At 65.6% G+C, this 20,625-nt stretch carries 20 protein-coding genes; 16 read left to right on the top strand and 4 right to left on the bottom strand.

Annotated elements, in window-relative coordinates; all coding sequences use genetic code 11:
- Window positions 1–57 precede the first annotated feature (57 nt).
- The 8 genes from QX124_RS17515 to QX124_RS17480 all read left to right on the top strand — a co-directional run bounded on the left by QX124_RS17515 (window position 58) and on the right by QX124_RS17480 (window position 8,459).
- A complete protein-coding gene (locus QX124_RS17515) occupies window positions 58–1,680 on the top strand; it encodes an ABC transporter substrate-binding protein (RefSeq protein WP_315797811.1) in 1,623 nt (540 codons plus the stop codon).
- A 195-nt stretch (window positions 1,681–1,875) separates the two neighbouring features.
- Entirely contained in the window at window positions 1,876–2,889 is a 1,014-nt protein-coding gene (locus tag QX124_RS17510) for an ABC transporter permease (RefSeq protein WP_315740547.1), read from the top strand.
- The gene (locus QX124_RS17505; RefSeq protein ID WP_315740546.1) at window positions 2,886–3,788 is read left to right on the top strand and encodes an ABC transporter permease; all 903 of its coding nucleotides are present in this window, start codon (window positions 2,886–2,888) and stop codon (window positions 3,786–3,788) included. Before QX124_RS17510 ends, QX124_RS17505 begins: the two co-directional genes overlap by 4 nt.
- A gap of 138 nt (window positions 3,789–3,926) precedes the next feature.
- The gene (locus QX124_RS17500) at window positions 3,927–5,735 is read left to right on the top strand and encodes an ABC transporter ATP-binding protein (RefSeq protein ID WP_315797810.1); all 1,809 of its coding nucleotides are present in this window, start codon (window positions 3,927–3,929) and stop codon (window positions 5,733–5,735) included.
- A gap of 26 nt (window positions 5,736–5,761) precedes the next feature.
- Window positions 5,762–5,941, top strand: a complete 180-nt coding sequence (locus QX124_RS17495) for a DUF4089 domain-containing protein (RefSeq protein WP_315740544.1) — start codon at window positions 5,762–5,764, stop codon at window positions 5,939–5,941.
- 10 nt (window positions 5,942–5,951) lie between these two features.
- Complete coding sequence (locus tag QX124_RS17490; RefSeq protein WP_315740628.1) at window positions 5,952–7,352, top strand: AtzE family amidohydrolase; 1,401 nt, start codon at window positions 5,952–5,954, stop codon at window positions 7,350–7,352.
- A complete protein-coding gene (gene hpxZ, locus QX124_RS17485) occupies window positions 7,333–7,725 on the top strand; it encodes an oxalurate catabolism protein HpxZ (RefSeq protein ID WP_315740543.1) in 393 nt (130 codons plus the stop codon). The genes QX124_RS17490 and hpxZ overlap by 20 nt, the downstream gene beginning before the upstream one ends.
- 2 nt (window positions 7,726–7,727) lie before the next feature.
- Entirely contained in the window at window positions 7,728–8,459 is a 732-nt protein-coding gene (locus tag QX124_RS17480) for a GntR family transcriptional regulator (RefSeq protein ID WP_315740542.1), read from the top strand.
- A 186-nt stretch (window positions 8,460–8,645) separates the two neighbouring features.
- Here the strand turns inward: QX124_RS17480 and atzF are convergent, their stop codons facing one another.
- The 3 genes from atzF to QX124_RS17465 form a co-directional block, all read right to left on the bottom strand.
- Window positions 8,646–10,433, bottom strand: coding sequence for an allophanate hydrolase (gene atzF / locus QX124_RS17475; RefSeq protein WP_315740541.1), 1,788 nt, complete (start codon window positions 10,431–10,433; stop codon window positions 8,646–8,648).
- Between the two features lie 246 nt (window positions 10,434–10,679).
- Complete coding sequence (locus QX124_RS17470; RefSeq protein WP_409997709.1) at window positions 10,680–11,219, bottom strand: DUF805 domain-containing protein; 540 nt, start codon at window positions 11,217–11,219, stop codon at window positions 10,680–10,682.
- Window positions 11,220–11,568: 349 nt separating this feature from the next.
- The gene (locus tag QX124_RS17465) at window positions 11,569–12,075 is read right to left on the bottom strand and encodes a MarR family winged helix-turn-helix transcriptional regulator (RefSeq protein WP_315740539.1); all 507 of its coding nucleotides are present in this window, start codon (window positions 12,073–12,075) and stop codon (window positions 11,569–11,571) included.
- A 78-nt stretch (window positions 12,076–12,153) separates the two neighbouring features.
- On the opposite strand from QX124_RS17465, the gene QX124_RS17460 reads away from it, so the two are divergent.
- The 8 genes from QX124_RS17460 (at window position 12,154) to QX124_RS17425 (ending at window position 19,923) form a co-directional block, all read left to right on the top strand.
- Window positions 12,154–13,377, top strand: coding sequence for a cytochrome P450 (locus QX124_RS17460; protein WP_315797808.1), 1,224 nt, complete (start codon window positions 12,154–12,156; stop codon window positions 13,375–13,377).
- Window positions 13,378–13,385: 8 nt separating this feature from the next.
- Window positions 13,386–13,709, top strand: a complete 324-nt coding sequence (locus tag QX124_RS17455) for a 2Fe-2S iron-sulfur cluster-binding protein (RefSeq protein ID WP_315797807.1) — start codon at window positions 13,386–13,388, stop codon at window positions 13,707–13,709.
- A 72-nt stretch (window positions 13,710–13,781) separates the two neighbouring features.
- Window positions 13,782–15,002 (top strand): ABC transporter substrate-binding protein, encoded by a 1,221-nt coding sequence (locus tag QX124_RS17450; RefSeq protein ID WP_315797806.1) that lies wholly within the window; start codon window positions 13,782–13,784, stop codon window positions 15,000–15,002.
- A gap of 261 nt (window positions 15,003–15,263) precedes the next feature.
- Window positions 15,264–16,433 carry an ABC transporter substrate-binding protein gene (locus QX124_RS17445; RefSeq protein WP_315797805.1) on the top strand — a complete coding sequence of 390 codons (1,170 nt, stop codon included), beginning with the start codon at window positions 15,264–15,266 and terminating at the stop codon, window positions 16,431–16,433.
- Window positions 16,434–16,577: 144 nt separating this feature from the next.
- On the top strand, window positions 16,578–17,495 hold the full coding sequence (locus QX124_RS17440) for a branched-chain amino acid ABC transporter permease (protein ID WP_315740534.1): 918 nt from the start codon (window positions 16,578–16,580) through the stop codon (window positions 17,493–17,495).
- Entirely contained in the window at window positions 17,492–18,439 is a 948-nt protein-coding gene (locus tag QX124_RS17435; RefSeq protein WP_315797804.1) for a branched-chain amino acid ABC transporter permease, read from the top strand. Before QX124_RS17440 ends, QX124_RS17435 begins: the two co-directional genes overlap by 4 nt.
- Window positions 18,432–19,202 carry an ABC transporter ATP-binding protein gene (locus QX124_RS17430; protein WP_315797803.1) on the top strand — a complete coding sequence of 257 codons (771 nt, stop codon included), beginning with the start codon at window positions 18,432–18,434 and terminating at the stop codon, window positions 19,200–19,202. The genes QX124_RS17435 and QX124_RS17430 overlap by 8 nt, the downstream gene beginning before the upstream one ends.
- Before the next feature lie 16 nt (window positions 19,203–19,218).
- Complete coding sequence (locus QX124_RS17425) at window positions 19,219–19,923, top strand: ABC transporter ATP-binding protein (protein ID WP_315797834.1); 705 nt, start codon at window positions 19,219–19,221, stop codon at window positions 19,921–19,923.
- A gap of 344 nt (window positions 19,924–20,267) precedes the next feature.
- On the opposite strand, the gene QX124_RS17420 is transcribed toward QX124_RS17425, so the two are convergent.
- A complete protein-coding gene (locus QX124_RS17420; RefSeq protein WP_315740531.1) occupies window positions 20,268–20,603 on the bottom strand; it encodes a hypothetical protein in 336 nt (111 codons plus the stop codon).
- Window positions 20,604–20,625 lie beyond the last annotated feature (22 nt).

Raw genomic sequence — 20,625 nt, 5'->3', positions numbered from 1 at the left:
CTTGGCACGAAGCTTGCGATCACTGTTCCCGACAGTCGTTATTCTCGGGAGCATTTGATGAAGCGTCGCGATTTTCTGAAATCCGTGTCCGGTCTGGCTGCGGGGGCCGCGCTGCCAATGGTGCCGGCCATCATGTCTTCCGCCAAGGCCGATGCGCGGTCCGAGACGCTGCTGATCGTGTCCGAAGGCGGTCCCAACAACCTCGACATCCACGGCGTCGGCACCAACGTACCGGGCTACGAGGTGTCCTGGAACTGCTATGATCGCCTGATCAGCCACGAGATGAAGAGCGGCCCCGGCGGGGTGCCGTACTATGACCGCGACAAGTTCAAGCCCGAGCTCGCCGAGGACATGACCATCGGCGACATGTCGGCGACCTTCAAGCTGCGCAAGAACGCCAAATTCCACGACGGCACGCCGGTCACGGCCAAGGACGTGAAGTGGTCGCTCGATCGCGCCGTCAGCGTCGGTGGCTTCCCGACCTTCCAGATGAGCGCGGGCTCGCTGACCAAGCCGGAGCAGTTCGTCATCGTCGATGACCACACCGTGCGCGTCGACTTCCTGAAGAAGGACCGGCTGACGATCCCCGATCTCGCCGTCATCGTACCCTGCGTGGTCAACTCGGAGCTCGTGAAGAAGAACGCGACCGACAAAGACCCATGGGGGCTCGAATATACCAAGCAGCAGACCGCGGGCTCCGGCGCCTACAAGGTGACGAAGTGGACCGCCGGTACCGAAGTGATCATGGAGCGCAACGATGACTGGGTGTGCGGTCCGCTGCCGAAGATCAAGCGCGTGATCTGGCGCATGGTGCCGCAGGCCGGCAACCGCCGCGCGCTGCTTGAGCGTGGCGACGCCGACATCTCCTATGAGCTGCCGAACAAGGACTTCCAGGAGATGAAGTCGAACGGCAAGCACACCGTGATCTCGCTGCCGATCTCCAACGGCATCCAGTATATCGGCATGAACGTGACCAAGCCGCCGTTCGACAATCCCAAGGTTCGGCAGGCGCTCGCCTATGCGATGCCCTATCAGAAGATCATCGACGCCGTGATGTTCGGCCTTGCCAATCCGATGTTCGGTGCGCCGTCCGACAAGGCGACCGAGGTGGCGTGGCCGCAGCCGACGAAGTATGTCACCGACATGGAGAAGGCCAAGGCGCTGCTGGCAGAAGCCGGCTACCCCAACGGCTTCGAGACCACGATCTCGTTCGACCTCAATTTCGCGCAGGTCAACGAGCCGCTATGCGTGCTCGTGCAGGAGAGCCTCGCCCGGCTCGGCATCAAGACCACCATCAACAAGGTACCCGGCGCCAACTGGCGCACCGAGCTGAACAAGAAGGAGATGCCGCTCTTCACCAACATCTTCTCCGGTTGGCTCGATTACCCCGAGTACTTTTTCTACTGGTGCTATCACGGCAACAATTCCGTGTTCAACACGATGAGCTACAAGTCGCCCGAGATGGACAAGCTCATCAACGGTGCGCGCGACGCCGCCGCGACCGGGGACAAGGCCACGTACGACGCCGACGTGAAAGGCTTCGTCGATCTCGCCTTCGCCGAGGTGCCGCGCATTCCGCTATATCAGCCGTTCGTCAACGTCGCGATGCAGAAGAACATCTCCGGCTATCAGTACTGGTTCCACCGCCGGCTCGACTATCGGGCTCTGGTGAAGGGGTGAGGACGTGGGTGACCTTGGTGGTGTGAGCCCAGCTCTCTCATTCCCTCCCCCCTTGTGGAGGAGGGGCAGGGAGGGGGGTAGCCGCACCCACTGCCGCCGCGGCTTACCCCCCTCCCCAACCCTCCTCCACAAGGGGGGAGGGAGCAGACTGCGCCGTGCTGTGGGATCTGGGCCAATTCGGGCGGGGGGCTGCCCATGCTGAGCCTTATCGCCAAGCGCCTCGCCTTCGCGATTCCCTCCCTGATCGGCGTCGTGATCGTCACCTTCCTGCTCACGCGTGCGCTGCCCGGCGATCCCGCGGCGTATTTCGCCGGCCCTGCGGCGACCAAAGAGGCCGTCGAGCAGATCCGTAAGAAGCTCGGCTTCGACAAGCCGCTGGTCGAGCAGTTCTTCCGCTACACCGTCGATCTCGCCCATGGCGATCTAGGGAGTTCGCTGACCACAGGGCAGCCGGTCGCCAGCGAGATCCGCAACCGCCTGCCGGCCTCGGCCGAGCTGACCTTGCTCGGTCTGTTGGTTTCGGTCGCGATCGCGCTGCCGCTCGGCGTGCTCGCGGCGACGCGGCCGGGGTCGTGGATCGACCATACCTGCCGCGTCGTCACGACAGCGGGCGTTTCGCTGCCGGTGTTCTTCACCGGGCTGGTGCTGGTGTACGTGTTCTATTTCCGGCTCGGCTGGTCACCGGCGCCGCTCGGCCGGCTCGACGTGTTTTATAGCGCGCCGGACCCCGTGACCGGCTTCTACCTCATCGATACGCTGATCGCGCGTGACGGTGAGGCGTTTCGCTCGGCGCTGAGTCAGCTGATCCTGCCCGCCGCCACGCTCGCGATCTTCTCGCTGGCGCCGATCGCGCGCATGACGCGCGCCTCGATGCTGTCGGTGCTGTCGTCGGAATTCGTGCGCACGGCGCGCGCCTCGGGCCTGTCGCCCGCGACGGTCACCGTGACCTATGCGTTCCGCAACGCCATGCTGCCGGTCATCACGACGCTGTCGATGGTGTTCTCCTTCCTGCTCGGCGCCAATGTGCTGGTGGAGAAGGTGTTTGCCTGGCCCGGCATCGGCTCCTACGCGGTCGAGGCGCTGATTGCCTCCGACTTCGCGCCGGTGCAGGGCTTCGTGCTGACGATGGCTGTGATGTACGTCGTCCTGAACCTCGTCATCGACATTCTCTATGGCGTCATCGATCCCCGTGTGAGGCTGGAAGGATGAGCACCGTCGCGCCGACCATTGAGCCTGCCACCGTTCCCTCGCGAATGTCGGGACTGTCAGCCCTGATCGGGCACACGCGCTATGTGCTGGCCGAGAACAAGGTCACGGGCTTCGCCTTCGGCCTCCTGGTCGTGATCCTGTTCGCCGCGGTCTTCGGTCCGTGGATCGTGCCGTATGATCCGCTCGCCAGCGACACGGCGTCGGCGCTGAAGCCGCCGTCGGCGGCGCACTGGTTCGGCACCGACCAGCTCGGCCGCGACATCTTCAGCCGCGTCGTGGTCGCGACCCGGCTCGACACCTTCATCGCGGTCGCCTCGGTGGCGCTGGTGTTCTTCATGGGCGGACTTGCCGGCGTCGCCGCCGGTTTCTTCGGCGGCTGGACCGACCGCATCGTCGGCCGCATCGCCGACACCATCATGGCGTTCCCGCTGTTCGTGCTGGCGATGGGCATCGTCGCCGCGCTCGGCAACACCGTGCAGAACATCATCATCGCCACGGCCATCGTGAACTTCCCGCTTTACGCGCGGGTCGCGCGCGCCGAGGCCAATGTCCGCCGCAACGCCGGCTTCGTTCAGGCGGCGCGGCTGTCGGGCAACAGCGAGCTGCGCATTCTGCTCGGCCACATCCTGCCCAACATCATGCCGATCATGATCGTGCAGATGTCGCTGACGATGGGCTACGCGATCCTCAATGCCGCAGGCCTGTCGTTCATCGGCCTCGGCGTGCGGCCGCCGACGGCGGAATGGGGCATCATGGTCGCCGAGGGTGCCTCCTTCATGGTGTCGGGCGAATGGTGGATCGCGCTGTTTCCGGGCCTTGCGCTGATGATCGCGGTATTCTGCTTCAACCTGCTCGGCGATGGCCTGCGCGACATCGTCGATCCGCAGCGCAGGACGTGAAGCGATGAGCGCGCCACAAAGAGACTCCGTCATTGCCGGGCTTGACCCGGCAATCCATCCCTTGGAACAGGCCTTCCCTGGCTTGATGGATGCGCGGGTCAAGCCCGCGCATGACGGTCGTAACAAGCGGAGCCATGGATGACCGCCCAGCCGCTGCTCGACGTTCGCGATCTCACCGTCGAATTCTCCACCCGGCGCGGTATCGTCAAGGCCGTGCAGCATGTCGACATCTCCGTCGCCAAGGGCGAGACGCTCGCGATCGTCGGCGAGTCCGGCTCGGGCAAGTCCGTGACGTCCTACGCGGTGATGCGCATCCTCGACCGTGCCGGACGGATCGCCGAGGGCTCGGTGATGTTCTCGGGGATCGACGTCAAGGCGGCCGAGGAAAGCGCGATGCGCGATCTGCGCGGCCGCGAGATCTCGATGATCTTCCAGAACCCCCGCGCGGCCCTCAATCCGATCCGGAAAGTGGGCCAGCAGATCGAGGACGTGCTGAGGCAGCACGCCCAGGCGGCCGCGACTGATCGCGCCGAAAAGGCGATCGCAGCGCTCGAGCAGGTCAAGATCGTCCGCCCGCGCGAGCGCTACCACGCCTATCCGTTCGAATTGTCCGGCGGCATGTGCCAGCGCGTCGTCATCGCGCTGGCGCTGGCCTGCAATCCGCAGCTGCTGATCGCGGACGAGCCGACCACCGGCCTTGACGTCACCACGCAGAAGGCGGTGATGGATCTCGTGGTCGAGCTGACCAGGAGCCGCGGCATGTCGACGATCCTGATCACGCACGATCTGGGTCTCGCCGCTGCCTATTGCGATCGCGTCGTGGTGATGGAGAAGGGCCGGGTGGTCGAGACCGCCAGGGCCGCCGACATCTTCGCCAACCCGCAGCATCCCTACACGCGCAAGCTGATGCGCGCGACGCCGCGGCTCGGCGTGTCCCTGCGCGAATTGCTGCCGGAGGAGGAGGCGTCGCAGCAACCTCACTCCGTCATGGCCGGGCTTGACCCGGCCATCCATCCCGTTGCGCGAGACTCGTCGAAGGTGATGGACCCCCGGGTCAAGCCCGGGGGTGACGAGCGGAGTGGGGAGGACGACCGGAGTGCGAGGAGCACCAAGCCGCTCCTTCTCGTCGACAAGCTGGTCAAGGAGTATCCCCGCCAGGGCGCCTCGGCGACATTGTCAAAGCTGTTCGGCCGCAAGCCGGCGGTCGAGCCGGAGATGTTCCGCGCCGTCGACGGCATCAGCTTCACGGTCGGTCATGGCGAGAGCGTCGGCCTGGTCGGCGAATCCGGCTGTGGCAAGTCGACGACGTCGATGATGGTGATGCGGCTGCTCGACCAGAGCTCGGGCCGCATCAGCTTCGATGGCGAGGAGATCGGCAACATCCTGCCGCAGGCCTTTGCCCGGCTTCCGCTGCGCAGCCGCATCCAGATGGTGTTCCAGGATCCGACCGACAGCCTCAATCCGCGCTTCACCGCGGCGCGTGCCATCGCCGATCCGATCCTGCAGCTCGGCGACATCAAGGGCCGCGACGCGCTTCGTGCGCGCTGCGAGGAGCTCGCCACCATGGTCGGCCTGCCGCTCGATCTGCTCGACCGCTTTCCGCACCAATTGTCGGGCGGCCAGAAGGCGCGCGTCGGCATCGCCCGCGCCATCGCACTGCACCCGAAGCTCGTCATCCTCGACGAGCCCACGGCGGCGCTCGACGTCTCCGTGCAGGCGGTCGTGCTCAATCTGCTGCAGGACCTCAAGCAGCAATTAGGTATGAGCTATCTGTTCGTCTCCCATGATTTGAATGTGGTGCGGCTGTTGTGCGATCGTGTGATCGTGATGCGGTCGGGCCGAATCGTCGAGGAGGGCACCTCCGAACGTGTGCTAGGTCATCCGCAGGATGACTATACGCGGGAGTTGCTGACGGCGATTCCGCACCCGCCATTGCCGGCGCATTGAGCGTGAAAGCTTGAGGAGAAAAGCTGATGGCGGAGCCATTGGACGATTACATCGACGCGGTCGGGCATGCATTGGCTCTGCCGATCGAGGACGCGTGGCGCCCGGCGATTCGCGCCAATCTCGAGGTCTCGCTGAAGATGGCGAAGCTGGTCGACGAATTCTCCCTGCCTGACGAAGCCGAGCCTGCCAGTGTCTTCACCGCTTGATCCTGCCGACATGACCGCGCGCGCGATTGCGGCCGCAGTCGCCACCCGCAAGCTCTCCGCCGTCGAGGCCACCGACGCTGCGCTGGCGCGGATTGCGGCGCGCGATGGTGTGCTGAATTCCTTTACGGACATCACCGCCGAGCGTGCGCGAGCGAGGGCGCGCGCCGTGGATGCGGCCATCGCTGCGGGCAAGCCCGTCGGCCAGCTCGCCGGGGTGCCGTTTGCGGTGAAGAACCTGTTCGACGTCACGGGGCTGCCGACCCGGGCCGGCTCCAGGATCAACCGCGATCGCCCGGCGGCGACGCGGGACTCGACGCTGATCGCGCGGATGGAAGCCGCCGGCGCGGTGTTGGTCGGGGCGCTCAACATGGGCGAATACGCCTACGACTTCACCGGCGAGAACGTGCATGACGGCCCGTCGCGCAATCCGCATGATCCGACGCGGATGAGCGGCGGTTCGTCGGGCGGCTCGGGCAGCGCCGTCGGCGGCGGCCTGGTGCCGATCGCGCTGGGCTCCGACACCAACGGCTCGATCCGCGTGCCGTCCTCGTTCTGCGGCATCTTCGGCCTGAAGCCGACCTATGGTCGGCTGTCGCGCGCGCGCTCGTTTCCGTTCGTCATGAGTCTGGATCATCTCGGTCCGTTCGCGCGCTCAGTCGAGGATCTCGCGCTCGCCTATGACGCCATGCAGGGGCCCGATCCGGACGACGCCGCGTGCACCACGCGGGCACCGGAGCCGGTCTCCGGTCGATTCTCGCAAGGCATCGGCGATCTGCGCATCGCCCTTGCCGGAGGGCACTTCCAGAAGAATCTGTTTCCCGAAGCCGCCGAAGCGGTCGCTCGTGTCGCGGCCGCGCTGAAGGTCACCGAGGTGATCGAGGTGCCCGAAGCGGCGCGCGCCCGCGCCGCGGCTTACGTCATCAGCACCACCGAGGGCGCCTCGCTGCATCTCGACCGGCTGCGCACGCGCCCGGGTGATTTCGATCCGGCGGTGCGCGACCGCCTGATTGCGGGTGCGATGATTCCGGCGCCGATGGTCGACCGCGCGCAGAAGTTTCGCCGCTGGTACCACGCCCGGGTGCTGGAGCTGTTCAAGTCCGTCGACGTGCTGATCGCGCCGGCAACGCCCTGCGTTGCACCCAAGCTCGGGCAGACGACCTTCGTGCTCGACGGCGTCGAGCTGCCGGTGCGCGCCAATATCGGCATTCATACCCAGCCGATCTCGTTCATAGGGCTTCCCGTCGTCGCCGTTCCGATTCCGCTCGAGCCGATGCCCATCGGCGTGCAGATCATCGCGGCGCCGTGGTGCGAACATGTCGCATTGCGTGTGGCCCACGCCTTGCAACAGCTTGGCGTCGCCGCTGCGCCGGCCCCGCGAGGAGTTCTGGAGAATGGAAGTCGATCTGCCTGACGTCGTCGCGGAAGTCACCGCGCAGTTCCAGCGTTATGAACAGGCGCTGATCAGCAACGACGTCGCCGTGCTCGACGAGCTTTTCAAGCAGGACTCCCGCACGCTGCGCTACGGCATCGGCGAGAACCTCTACGGCTACGGCGAGATCGCGGCATTTCGCGCCGCGCGCTCGCCGGCCGGGCTGATGCGGCGGACCGCGCGCACCGTGATCACCGCTTACGGCCGTGACGCGGCGGTCGCCTCGACGCTGTTCTATCGCGACACCGCGCCCGGCAAGGTCGGACGCCAGATGCAGACCTGGATCCGGTTTCCGGAAGGCTGGAGAATCGTCGCTGCCCATGTCAGCATCATCGATGAAGCAAAAGGCGGCTGAGGATGAGCCTGGACGATCTTCCGCCGCGAACGCGGCAGCGGCCCGCCCGCGACTCCGAGATCAAGCGCATCGACCGCGCGCCGCCTGCGGTTGCGAAGATCACCCGCGCCGAGGAGTTGCGCCTGCAACTCGCCGATGAGATCGTGCGCGGCGCGCTGGCGCCGGGGGCGCCGCTGGACGAGACCGAGATCGCCAAGCGCTTCAATGTCTCGCGCACGCCGGTGCGCGAAGCGCTGCGTCAATTGGCGACGTCCGGCCTGATCGAGGCGCGTGCACATCGCGGCGCGGTGGTGGCGCGGCCGTCGGCCGACCGCCTCACCGGCATGTTCGAGGCGATGGCCGAGCTCGAGGGCCTGTGCGCCGGTCTCGCGGCGCAGCGCATGACGCCGGTCGAGCGGCAGCGACTGGAAGCCATCCACGAGGAGCTGCGCAATCTCAGCCACGCCGGCAATCCCGAGCGCTTCCACGAGGTCAACGAGCGCTTCCACAACGCGATCTATGCCGGCGCGCACAATGCCTACATCGCCGAGATCACCTTGGCGACGCGGGTGCGTGTGCAGCCGTTCCGCCGCGCACAGTTCCGCAATCTCGGCCGCCTCGCCAAGTCGCATGCCGAGCACGACCGCGTCGTCGTCGCCATCCTGCGCGGCGACAAGGCCGGCGCGGCGAGTGCCATGAAAGCCCACATCGAGCTGGTGCGCGGCGAATACGAGATCTACGCGGTGTCGGTGTAGCTCTTCGTTCGAGCGGTAGGGTGGGCAAAGCAGCCGCCGTTAGGCGGTAGCGTGCCCACCATCGGGCCACGGACTCCGCGGCGAAACGGTGGGCACGGCGCAACCGCGATCTCGCTCGTTGGGACAGTACGGGCGCGCCTTTGCCTACCCTACGGCAGCGCACGCAATCATGACGCGCGAAATAGATCAGCCCTTCTGCGCCATATACGCTCGCCAGCCGCCGAACTCCGAGATGTCGCGGGCGCCATCGAGCGCGGCCGGCTCGACGAGGAAGCCCTTGGCGGTGCGGCCGTCCGCCAAGCGGATGGTGCCGACCGACAGCGGCGGCGGAATCAGGTTGACGAATTTGCCGAAGCTCGCCGCCGACAGCGCCCAGAGCTCGACCGCCATCGAAGTACCCTGGCCGTCGTCGATCCGCAGCATGCCGGGCTTGGGCGGCGTGGTCGACAGCGCGTAGAGCTTGTAGTCAGGCGCGGTGGTCGTTGCTTCCAGCAGGCGGCCGCCGAGAGCGGTCAGCTCGTGATTGAGCGCCATGCCAGAGAGATGCGCGCCGACGACGACGACGGCGATCTCGTCGCCATGCAGTGCCGGAGACACGGGCGCGAGCGGCGGAAGCGGGACCGGCTTGGCGCCGACCGGCAGCGCCGTGTCGGCATGGAAGGCGCGCCCGAGACTGGCGAGCGCCGCATCGCGGCCGGCTGGCGCAAGCAGGGTGATGCCGAACGGGACGCCGTCGCTGCGCATCGCAGCCGGCACGGCAAGCCCGCAGAGATCGAGCAGGTTGACGAAGTTGGTGTAGGTGCCGAGCCGGCTGTTGAGCTCGATCGGGTTGGCGAGCACGTCCGCGGTGGTGTAGGCGGTCGGCGCCGTCGGCAGCACCAGCGCGTCGACATCGGCGAAGGTGTGCTCGGCCACCTTGCGCAGCGCCTGCAGGCGGTACAGCGCAGCAAAGGTATCAGCGGCGCTGCCGCGCGCGCCGCCGATGGTGATCTCGCGCGTGACCGGATGGATGGCATCGGGATCGGAGGCGAGGAGATCGCGGATCACGAGATAGCGCTCGGCGACCCAGGGGCCTTCATAGAGCAGCCGCGCGGTCTCGTAAAACGGCTCGAGGTCGAACTCGACCAGCTCTGCGCCGAGCTTGACGAAGCGCGCGGCCGCAGCGCCATAGGCGGCGTCCGCTGCCTTGTCGCCGAAGAAGATCAATTGCCCGGGGCGGGGAATGCCGAGCTTCACGCCCTCGGGAAATGCCGTCACGGCCGCAAGCGGCCGGTCGCGCGAGAATGGATCGAGCGGATCCGGCGCTGCCAGCACCGAGAGCGCCGCGACGGCGTCGTCGACCGTCAGCGAGAACACCGAAATGCAGTCGAGCGTGCGGCAGGCCGGCACCAGGCCGGAGGTCGAGATCATGCCGAGGCTCGGCTTCAGGCCGACGATGTTGTTGAGCATCGCCGGCACACGGCCGGAGCCGGCAGTATCCGTCCCGAGCGCGAGCGGCACGAGACCCGCGGAGACGGCGACCGCCGAGCCCGAGCTCGATCCGCCCGGAACGAGATCGGCGCGCACCGGATTTTTCGGAATGCCATAGGGCGAGCGCACGCCGACGAGGCCGGTGGCGAACTGGTCGAGATTGGTCTTGCCGATGATGATCGCGCCGGCGGCGCGCAGCCGCGCCACCGCGGTGGAATCACGAGATGGCGTGTACGCGAAGGCCGGGCAGCCGGCGGTGGTCGGCAGGCCCGCCACGTCGATGTTGTCCTTCACCGCAACGGGCACGCCGTAGAGCGGCAACGATCTGTCCCTGTCGGCGAGGGTTTCGGCCTCCGCGAGCGCGTCCTTCTCGCCGCGCAGGCTGATGAAGATGGCGGGGTCGTTGTGCGCGCGAATCCGGGCGTAGCAGCGCGCGATCGTGTCGCTTGGCGTTGTCAGGCCGGCGCGATGGGCGGCGACGATCTCGGCAATGGTCTCGGTCACGCGGCGCTCCGCGTCTCGTCCGAGCCCAAACTCTGGCCTGCCATTCCCTTGCGCTCCGCTTCGCCAATCCGGCTGCGAACGTAGCAAGCCATGTGCCATTGTGTACATGGCGGGGATGCGGGCCTGATACGGAAAAATCTTGAAAGTCAGTGGGTTGGTGCGCCGTCCGGCAGGCCGTCGGGCGTTCGGACGGGGTTGCCGAAGGCGATTTGCCTATTTGGTGAGCAGGCTGGGCGCCGCCGCCGCCTAGTACCCGCGCCGCTCGGCCTCCCCGCCCGTGATGCGCGCGAGCCGTGCCTCGGTGGCCGAGCCGGCGCCACGGGCTGTTCGGAACGATGCAGACGGCGAGCGACTCATGGTAGCTCCCGACGATGGCGCGTCGTCAGCCCCGCTGGGGAAGAACAGCAGCGCAACGCTCAGGCCGAGATTGACCAGGGCGCCAACCCACGTGCCGTGGTGCGATGATGTCGCCGCGTATTCGGGAAACCGGCCGGCGATCACGTAGTCCAGCACCATGACGGCGATCCAGGCCGGGATCACACAGACCGGGTCCCAGCCGATGTCGCGAAAGCGCATCGCCTGCAGCATCAGGTTCGCCACCAGGCATAGGCCGATCAGCACCACGATCGGCAGGCTCACCGTCAGCTCCGACGTCTGCGGAGCGAGGGCGGCAAGACCGACGGCCACAACCACGATCAGGACCACCGAAACCAGCGCAAGACCGAGCGAGGCGAGAAAATATTGCAGACGGCCGAGACGCGCATTGAAACCGAAAATGAACCCCAACATCCGCCTCTCCCCGCAGGCCGCGCCGCAATCGGGAGCGCAGCCGACACGGCATATCAGGGCGAAATTGCCGCGCGCCTTCGCCGATAGCTAGAATTTGAAGGATCGAGTGCGACGGCGCTTTCGCGCTGCGGGATCTCATGCGGCCGAAAATATATCGTTGCTAAAGCAACTAATATGTGGAACGATCGACCCGATCAGCAATGGAGGCGCGGGATGATCCGCGTCTCGAAGAAGGGACGGGAACGTCATGCGCAGCCTGCTCGCCGCAGGCGCGGCCGCTTGCGCGCGCGCCAACAGATTGCCGCAGCGGACGGGTCAGCCGTTCGGCGGCTCCTGCCTGAGTGGCTCAGCTCGCGCCCGTGACGGCGTCGAGATTGTCGTGGATTCGGCGCAGCAGCGTGATCAGGACTTCCCGCTCATCCTTGTCGAGACAGGCGAGCAGACGCCGCTCGCGTTCCAGCGCGGCGATGATGACCTTGTCGTGCGTCGCGCGGCCCTTGGCGGTCAGCGAGATCGAATGGCTGCGGCCGTCCTCCGGATCGTTGCGGATCGCGATCAGGCCGCGGCCCTTCATCAGCGCCAGCGTACGGCTGACCGGCCCCTTGTCGAAGCCGATCACGCTGCAGATGCGCGAGGCCGGGATGCCCGGCTCGATCGCCAGCAGCGACATGATACGCCATTCGGTGACGTTGACGCCGAAATTGCGCTGATAGAACGCGGTGGCGCTGTTCGACAGCTTGTTGGCGATGAAGGTGATGAAGGCCGGCACATAGCGGTCGAGATCGAGCGTGAGGCCTTGCCCCTCAGCTTCGCGCGGCTGCGCCTTGCGCGGCGTCCCGGATTTCTCGCTCATGATCCCCCAACGTCCATGCATCGCCACTCATACGGATACGAAAAGCCGCATGACAAGGCCAAACTTCGGGAGCTCCGCATGAACCCAACAGGTCTTTCCCCTGCTGCCGGTGTGGCGCCGGCCATCCCGCACCTCGCCATCGACCCGTTCTCGTATGAATTCTTCGACGATCCCTATCCCGCGCATCAGGAGATGCGCGAGGCCGGCCCCGTCGTCCATCTGGACGCGTGGAACGTCTACGGCGTCGCCCGCTACGCCGAGGTCTATGCCGTTCTCAACGATCCCCAGACGTTCTGCTCCAGCCGCGGCGTGGGCTTGAGCGACTTCGCCAAGGAGAAGCCGTGGCGGCCGCCGAGCCTGATCCTCGAGGCTGATCCGCCGGCGCATACGCGCACCCGCGCCGTGCTGAGCAAGGTTCTGTCGCCGGCCGTCATGAAGCGGCTGCGCGACGGCTTCATGGCGGCGGCCGAGGCCAAGGTCGACGAGCTCGTAGGCCGTGGCTCGTTCGACGCGATCCCCGATCTCGCCGAGGCCTATCCGCTGTCGGTTTTTCCCGATGCGCTCGGGCTGAAGCCGGAGGGGCGCGAGCATCTCATTCCCTATGCGAGCCTGGTGTTCAACGCATTCGGCCCGCCGAATGAGCTGCGCCAGCAGGCGATCGAGCGCTCGGCGCCGCACCAGGCCTATGTCACGGAGCAGTGCCAGCGCGACAATCTCGCGCCCGGCGGCTTCGGTTCCTGCATCCACGCCTTCAGCGACAGCGGCGAGATCACGCCGGCCGAGGCGCCGTTGCTGGTGCGCTCGCTGCTGTCGGCCGGGCTCGACACCACCGTCTACGGCATCGGTGCTGCCGTCTATTGCCTCGCGCGCTTCCCCGACCAATGGGCGCGACTGCGCGCCGATCCCTCGCTCGCCCGCAACGCCTTCGAGGAGGCCGTCCGCTTCGAGAGCCCGGTGCAGACCTTCTTCCGCACCACCACGCGTGACGTCGAACTCGGCGGCGTCACGATTCCCGAAGGCGAGAAGGTGCTGATGTTCTTGGGTAGCGCCAATCGCGACCCGCGCCGCTGGGAGCAGCCCGACGCCTACGACGTCACCCGAAAAGTCTCCGGCCATGTCGGCTTCGGCTCGGGCATCCACATGTGCGTCGGCCAGCTCGTCGCGCGGCTCGAAGGCGAGGCGGTGCTGACGGCGCTCGCACGCAAGGTCGGGAGCATCACGATGAGCGGCGAGCCGAAGCGCCGCTACAACAACACGCTGCGCGGGCTGGAGAGTCTGCCGGTCACCTTTACTCCAGCCTGAGCTGTACCATGACCACGATCACCTTCATTCATCCCGACAACCGCAGCGAAAGCGTGGAGGCCGAGGACGGCGCCAGCGTCATGCTGGCGGCGCTGACCCACGGCATCGACGGCATCGTCGCCGAATGCGGCGGCAACGCCGTCTGCGCCACCTGCCACGTCTATGTCGACGACGCCTGGACCGGGAAGCTCGATCCCGTGTCCGACGATGAGGATGCGCTGTTGGACGGCACCGCAGCCGAGTGGCGGCCGAACAGCCGGCTGTCCTGCCAGATCAAGGTGCAGCCGGCGCTGGCCGGACTGGTGGTGCGCATTCCGGATCGGCAGAGCTGATTTCGCAACTGGAGACGATCTCCAGTCGCAACGACAACAATCAAACAAGCAACACACACGGGGAAGGACATCATGAAGCAGCTCAATTCGTGCTCGCTGGCGCTGGTCGCAATATTCTGCCTTGCAGGCGCGGCGCGGGCCGGCGAGATCTCGGACAATGTCGTACGCGTCGGCGTGCTCAACGACATTTCCGGCATCTTCCAGGACACCAACGGCATGGGCTCGGTCGAGGCCGCGCGCATGGCGGCGGAGGATTTCAACGGCGGCGGTAAAGGCATCAAGGTCGAGATCGTCTATGCCGATCACCAGAACAAGGCCGATGTCGGCTCGGCGATCACACGCAAATGGCTCGATGTCGACAAGGTCGATGCCGTCGTCGACGTGCCCAACTCCGCGGTCGGCCTGACCGTCAACGAGCTGCTACGCAACAGCCGGATGACGTTCCTAGCCTCGTCCACCGCCAGCTCCGATCTGACCGGCAAGGCGTGCTCGCCCAATACGATCCAGTGGGTCAACGACGCCTGGGCGACCGGCAACACCACGGCAGCCGCGATGATGGGCCGCGGTGGCAAGGACTGGTACTTCATCACGGTCAACTACGCGCTCGGCCAGGGCATCGAGGCGGAGGCCACCAACTACATCGAGAAGCACGGCGGCAAGGTGCTCGGCTCGGCCAAGCATCCGCTCGGCACGACGGACTTCGCCTCGTTCCTGCTGCAGGCGCAGGGCTCGAAGGCCAAGGTGATCGGGCTGGCGAATGCCGGCGGCGACACCATCAATGCGGTCAAGCAGGCGTCCGAGTTCGGCATTCAGCAGGGCGGCCAGTCGCTGGTCGCGTTCCTGCTGTTCATCAACGACATCCATGGCATGGGCCTGAAGGCGGCGCAGGGCCTGCAACTGCTCGAGGCCTTCTACTGGGACATGGACGACGACACCCGCGCTTTCGCCAAGCGTTTCGCGGCGCGCCCCGGCATGAACGGCAAGATGCCGAGCGGCAACCAGGCCGGCGTCTATGCCTCGACGCTTGCCTATCTCAATGCGGTTGCGGCCACCGGCAGTGACGATGCCAAGGACGTCGTGCCGCAGATGAAGACGGTGAAGGGCAAGGACAAGCTGTTCGGCGATGTGACGATCCGGGCCGACGGCCGCGTGATCCACGCGATGTATCTGTTCGAGGTCAAGAAGCCGGAGGAGTCGAAATATCCTTACGACTACTATCGTCTGGTCTCGACGATTCCGGCCGAGCAGGCGTTCCGGCCGATTGCGGACGGTGGTTGCGCGCTGGTGAAGTGACGCTCGTTGCGAGTGATACCGAGAGTGTCGCAGCCGGCCGTGTCAGGCTGACGCGGCCGGTTCTGCTGTGCTGCGGTATCCTTAACAGGCACTATAGTTCTTGCCTTTGTCCGTTTCCGGGAATTATGGTGCATAGATCGACGGCGCGCAGGATGAGCACCGCGCGACGGATGCTGCGGCGAAACGCCGCCGCTGGTCGTGCTACTGCGTGCCGGCGACGAAACAACGATAAGAACGATTTGCTTGAGGGGAGGGAAGACCATGAAGAGGTTCTGGCTGGCAGGCGCCGCGGCGCTGCTGTTTTCGAGCACGGCCTTCGCCGGCGACACCATCAAGATCGGCTTCGTCTCGACGTTCAGCGGTCCGACCGCCGTGATCGGCAACGACATGCGAAATTCGTTCGAGCTCGCGCTCGACCATCTCGGCCGCAAGATCGACGGCAAACCGGTCGAGGTGATCTACGAGGACGACCAGCAGAAGCCTGACGTCGGCAAGCAGAAGACCGAGAAGCTGGTGCAGTCCGACAAGGTCGACTTCATCGTCGGCTACATCTGGTCGAACGTGCTGCTGGCGTCGCTGAAGACCGCGGTGGATTCCCAGACCTTTCTGATCTCGGCCAATGCCGGCCCGTCGCAGCTCGCCGGTGAATTGTGCGCGCCTTACGTGTTCTCGACCTCCTGGCAGAACGACCAGACGCCCGCCGCGATGGGCCTCTACATGAACCAGAAGGGCGTCAAGTCGGTGTTTCTGATCGGCCCGAACTATGCGGCCGGCAAGGACATGCTGGCGGGCGTGAAGAGCACCTTCAAGGGCCAGGTCGTCGGTGAGGAATACACGGTGTGGCCGAGCCAGCTCGACTTTTCCGCCGAGCTCTCCAAGGCGCGCGCCTCGGGCGCCGAATCCATCTTCGTGTTCTATCCCGGCGCTGCCGGCGTGCAATTCCTCAATCAATATTCGCAGGCCGGCCTCAAGGAGAAGATGCCGCTCTACACCGCCTTCACCGTCGACGAATTGTCGCTGCCGCTGCAGAAGGACAATGCGATCGGCGTGCCCGGCGCCCAGGAATGGGTCAACGACCTGCCGAACGAGCAGAACAAGAAGTTCGTCGCCGACTACCGCAAGAAATACACCGGCCTGCGTCCGACCTATTACGGCGCCCAGGCCTATGATGCGGCGCAGCTGATCAACAGCGCCGTGGTTGCGGTCAAGGGCGACACGTCCAAGAAGGACGCGATGAAGGCCGAGATGGAGAAGGCCAACTTCAAGTCGCTGCGCGGCTCCTTCAAGTTCGGCAACAACCACATCCCGATCCAGAACTTCTACCTGCAGGACGTGGTCAAGGACGCCGACGGCCAGCTGTCGCTGAAGATGGTCGCCACCATCGTCGAGAACGACCAGGACCGCTTCCACGACAAGTGCCCGATGAAGTGAGCGGAAAGAATTCCGAGCCAGGGACGAAACAGGCCTGGAATTTGCTTGAAGCTTAAAACATCTCCGGCCTAAGATCGGGACGGACATGGCGGCAGCGCCTGGAACGGGTTCTGCCGCCGTCTTTTTGAGCGTGAAGTGAGGGGCATGCTTCTCGTCGTCGAACAATTCCTGAACGGGCTGCAGTTCGGACTGCTGCTGTTCCTGCTGGCCGCCGGCCTGACGCTGGTGTTCGGCATCATGGACCTCGTCAACCTCGCCCACGGCTCGCTCTACATGATGGGCGCCTATTTCGCGGCGACCTTCGTGGCCTGGACCGGCAGCTTCGTGCTCGGCGCGGTCATGGCGCTCGGTGCCACGCTTCTGCTCGGCATCGTGCTCGAATTCACGGCACTACGCCATCTCTATGGGCGCGACCATCTCGACCACGTGCTCGCGACGTTCGGCCTGATCCTGTTCTTCAACGAGGCCGTCCGGCTGATCTGGGGCCCGGCGGGACTGGCGCTGCCGCTGCCATCCTGGCTCGCCTTCCCGGTCACGATCCTGCCCGGTATCCAATATCCGGCCTATCGGCTCGCGATCATCGTCGTGGCGTTGCTGGTGGCGCTTCTGCTCTATCTCGGCGTGATGAGGACGCGGATCGGCATGCTGATCCGCGCAGGCGCCTCCAACCGCGAGATGATCGGCGCGCTCGGCATCAACATCAAGCTGCTCTACACGTTGGTGTTCGGCCTCGGCGCCGCGCTCGCCGGCCTCGCCGGGCTCATGCAGGCGCCGATCCTCACGGTGCAGATCGGCATGGGCGAGAACATCCTGATTCTCGCCTTCGTGGTGATCGTGATCGGCGGCATCGGCTCGATCCGCGGCGCCTTCATCGCGGCGATCATGATCGGCCTGATCGATACCATGGGCCGCGCCTTTCTGCCCAATCTGCTGCGCCAGGTCCTGAACTCGGCCGCGGCCTCCACTGCGGCGCCGGCGATGTCGTCGATGCTGATCTACCTCCTGATGGCGATCGTGCTGGTGGCGCGGCCTGAAGGTCTGTTTCCGGCCAACCGCAGATGAAATCCTCGCTCAACGTTTCGACCATCGTGGCCGTCATCGTCGTGGCCGGCCTGGTGCTGCTGCCGGTCTATTCGAACCTCTCCGGCAACATCTTCATCCTCACGCTGTTCACCCGCATCGTGATCCTGGCGCTGGCGGCCGTCAGCCTCAACCTGATCATGGGCTATGGCGGCATGATGAGCTTCGGCCATGCCGCCTATCTCGGCATCGGCGGCTACGCCGTCGGCATCCTGGCGCAGGAGGGCATCGGCTCCGGCTATGCACAGTTCGCGGTCGCCATCGCGGTTTCGGCGCTCTATGCGCTGGTCATCGGCGCGCTCTCCCTGCGTACCCGCGGCGTCTATTTCATCATGATCACGCTGGCCTTTGCGCAGATGGCCTACTACGTCGCGTCCGGCCTCGCCCGTTACGGCGGGGATGACGGGCTCACCGTCTACAAGCGCAGCGATTTCGGCGGCCTGATCAATCTCGGCAACCGCGTGCAGTTCTATTATCTCTGCCTGTTCTGCCTGCTTGCCGTCGTCGTGCTGGTCTGGCGGATCGTCAATTCGCGCTTCGGCCTCGTGCTGCAGGGCCTGCGCTCCAACGAGCAGCGCATGCAGGCGATCGGCTTCCCGTCGAAGCGCTACAAGCTGGCGGGCTTCGTCATCGCCGGCATGCTCTGTGGCCTGTCCGGCGCGCTGCTTGCCAACAACACCGATTTCGTCAGCCCTGCCGTGATGTACTGGACCCGCTCCGGCGACCTCATGGTGATGGTCATCCTCGGCGGCATGGGCACCCTGATGGGGCCGGTCGTCGGCTCGGTCGTGTTCCTGGTGCTGGAAGAGGTGCTGTCGCAGATCACCGAATATTGGGCGCTGATCATGGGGCCGCTGCTGCTCCTGATCGTGCTGTTCGGCCGCGGCGGCATCATGGGCATGCTCGGGAGGTTGAACCGTGGCTGAACCTCTGCTTCGCGTCGACAATCTCGTGCGCCGGTTCGGTGGCATCGTCGCGACTGATCACGTCTGTCTCGACGTTGCCAAGGGCGAGATCCACGCCATCATCGGGCCGAACGGCGCCGGCAAGACCACGCTGATCAGCCAGCTCACCGGCCACCTGGCGCCGCATGCGGGTCGCATTTTCTTAGGGGGCCGCGACATCTCGCATTTCCCCGCCTATAAGCGCAGCGCGCTGGGGCTGGCGCGTTCGTTCCAGATCACCTCGCTGCTGACGGACTTCACCGCAGCCGACAATGTCGCGCTTGCGGCGCAAGCCCATGACGGCAAGCACTCGTTCCGTTTCTTCGCCGCCGCGCGCAAGGACAAGCCGCTGCGTGCCGCCGCGCAGGCCGCGCTGGAGCGCGTCGGTCTCGGCCATCGCGCCGATGTGCTGGTGTCGAAGCTCAGCCATGGCGAGCAGCGCGAGCTGGAACTCGCGGTCGCGCTCGCGACCAAGCCGCAGCTCCTGCTGCTCGACGAGCCGATGGCCGGCCTGGGGGTGACCGAGTCGCAGCGCATGGTGAAGCTGCTGAACGAGCTGCGCAAGGAAGTGTCGATCGTGCTGGTCGAGCATGACATGGAGGCGGTGTTCGCGCTCGCCGACCGCATCTCGGTCCTCGTCTATGGCCGCATCATCGCCTCGGGCAAGCCGGACGAGATCCGGCAGAACGAGGAGGTCAAGCGCGCCTATCTCGGCGATCAGCATGTGGTGGTCGGCCATGGTTGATCTGGGGACAAGCGCCATGCTGCTCGAGGTCGACGGCATCGAGACCTGTTACGGCCTGAGCCAGGTCCTGTTCGGCCTGTCGTTGGCGATCCGTCCCGGCGAGATGGTCTCGCTGATGGGCCGCAACGGCATGGGCAAGACCACCACGATCCGCTCGATCATGGGTCTGACTCAGGCCCGTGCCGGCCTGATCCGCTTCAGCGGTCAGGAGACGCGAAAGCTGCCGTCCTACAGGATCGCTCAGCTCGGCATCGGCCTGGTGCCGGAGGGACGGCAGATCTTCCCGAACCTCACGGTCACTGAAAACCTCGTGGCGGCCTCGACCAACCGGCTCGGCGCGGCCGATCCTTGGACGCTCGAGAAGATCCACGCGCTGTTTCCGCGGCTCGCCGAGCGCGGCGGCAACATGGGCAATCAGCTCTCCGGCGGCGAGCAGCAGATGCTGGCGATCGGCCGCGCCCTGATGACCAACCCGAAACTCCTCATTCTCGACGAGGCGACCGAGGGTCTGGCGCCGTTGATCCGAGAGGAGATCTGGAACTGCCTGTCGCTGCTGAAATCGCGCGGGCAGTCGATCCTGGTGATCGACAAGAATGTCGGACATCTGACCCGCATCTGCGACCGCCACTACATCATCGAGCGTGGCCGCACCGTGTGGCACGGCACGTCGGAGCAACTGATGGCCGAGCCGGAGCTGCAGCACCGCTATCTGGGTATTTGAGGGCGGCGCGCTGCCGGCTATTCCGACGTGGAAGCGGATTGACTCAAATCAAGATCGCGTCGGGCGTTGGGGCGTAGATTTTGACAGCTGCCCCGATATGCGCTGATTTTTCGCATTGAGGCGCGGCTTGGACGGGATTATTTTTCCAGGGTAGTAGTTTGTTTTTCCTTTTATCAGAGGTTGAACAAATGCGTGCACCTCGTATCCGAATCGAATCACCACAGAAAGCCGTGGCCAGCCTGCGCGGCTTCTGGTCTGTTCATTCCGACCTTGAGACGGGGCTGTGTCTCGCCTTCATGCTGATCGTCGGAATCATCGTGAAAATGACGCCGCCACTCTAGACCTCAGCGATGGAACGGGATGTACTTCTGGTACTCCTTCGGCACCCGGCTGCGATAGCGCGACGGCACCGTGCCGCTGCGCAGGGAGTCCTCGACTTCCTTGCGCGTGCTGGTCCTCGTCCGCGTCTTCTTCGGCGCGGTCGCCTCGCTGGCCGGCTTGGCGTCGCCGGGTTTCTCGGCCGAGGCGGCTGGTGCGGGAGTGGCTGTCGGCGTGGGGCTCGCGGCGGGAGCAGGTTGCGCCGGCGCATCGGGAGCGGGCGCGCTCTGCGCGAAGGCTGCATCGGCGGCGAGGCTGAGAGCCAGAATGGTTGCCAATGCGATCCCGGAAGACCTGATCATATCAACGAGACTCCAAGTCACT

Source organism: Bradyrhizobium sp. SZCCHNRI3043, assembly GCF_032377735.1.
Taxonomy (GTDB): Bacteria; Pseudomonadota; Alphaproteobacteria; order Rhizobiales; family Xanthobacteraceae; genus Bradyrhizobium.
The sequence above is the reverse complement of the archived record's forward strand: the minus strand, read 5'-3'. Positions and strand labels throughout refer to the sequence as shown.

What these genes read in the sequence shown, in the direction of transcription:
- QX124_RS17490 (WP_315740628.1), top strand. Translation starts at nt 5,952, where the DNA reads ATGACCGCGCGCGCGATTGCGGCCGCAGTCGCCACCCGCAAGCTCTCC.
- QX124_RS17505 (WP_315740546.1), top strand. Translation starts at nt 2,886, where the DNA reads ATGAGCACCGTCGCGCCGACCATTGAGCCTGCCACCGTTCCCTCGCGA.
- QX124_RS17455 (WP_315797807.1), top strand. Translation starts at nt 13,386, where the DNA reads ATGACCACGATCACCTTCATTCATCCCGACAACCGCAGCGAAAGCGTG.
- QX124_RS17510 (WP_315740547.1), top strand. Translation starts at nt 1,876, where the DNA reads ATGCTGAGCCTTATCGCCAAGCGCCTCGCCTTCGCGATTCCCTCCCTG.
- QX124_RS17435 (WP_315797804.1), top strand. Translation starts at nt 17,492, where the DNA reads ATGAAATCCTCGCTCAACGTTTCGACCATCGTGGCCGTCATCGTCGTG.
- QX124_RS17440 (WP_315740534.1), top strand. Translation starts at nt 16,578, where the DNA reads ATGCTTCTCGTCGTCGAACAATTCCTGAACGGGCTGCAGTTCGGACTG.
- QX124_RS17450 (WP_315797806.1), top strand. Translation starts at nt 13,782, where the DNA reads ATGAAGCAGCTCAATTCGTGCTCGCTGGCGCTGGTCGCAATATTCTGC.
- QX124_RS17445 (WP_315797805.1), top strand. Translation starts at nt 15,264, where the DNA reads ATGAAGAGGTTCTGGCTGGCAGGCGCCGCGGCGCTGCTGTTTTCGAGC.
- QX124_RS17425 (WP_315797834.1), top strand. Translation starts at nt 19,219, where the DNA reads ATGCTGCTCGAGGTCGACGGCATCGAGACCTGTTACGGCCTGAGCCAG.
- QX124_RS17495 (WP_315740544.1), top strand. Translation starts at nt 5,762, where the DNA reads ATGGCGGAGCCATTGGACGATTACATCGACGCGGTCGGGCATGCATTG.
- QX124_RS17480 (WP_315740542.1), top strand. Translation starts at nt 7,728, where the DNA reads ATGAGCCTGGACGATCTTCCGCCGCGAACGCGGCAGCGGCCCGCCCGC.
- QX124_RS17500 (WP_315797810.1), top strand. Translation starts at nt 3,927, where the DNA reads ATGACCGCCCAGCCGCTGCTCGACGTTCGCGATCTCACCGTCGAATTC.
- QX124_RS17515 (WP_315797811.1), top strand. Translation starts at nt 58, where the DNA reads ATGAAGCGTCGCGATTTTCTGAAATCCGTGTCCGGTCTGGCTGCGGGG.
- hpxZ (WP_315740543.1), top strand. Translation starts at nt 7,333, where the DNA reads ATGGAAGTCGATCTGCCTGACGTCGTCGCGGAAGTCACCGCGCAGTTC.
- QX124_RS17420 (WP_315740531.1), bottom strand. Translation starts at nt 20,603, where the DNA reads ATGATCAGGTCTTCCGGGATCGCATTGGCAACCATTCTGGCTCTCAGC.
- QX124_RS17465 (WP_315740539.1), bottom strand. Translation starts at nt 12,075, where the DNA reads ATGAGCGAGAAATCCGGGACGCCGCGCAAGGCGCAGCCGCGCGAAGCT.
- QX124_RS17460 (WP_315797808.1), top strand. Translation starts at nt 12,154, where the DNA reads ATGAACCCAACAGGTCTTTCCCCTGCTGCCGGTGTGGCGCCGGCCATC.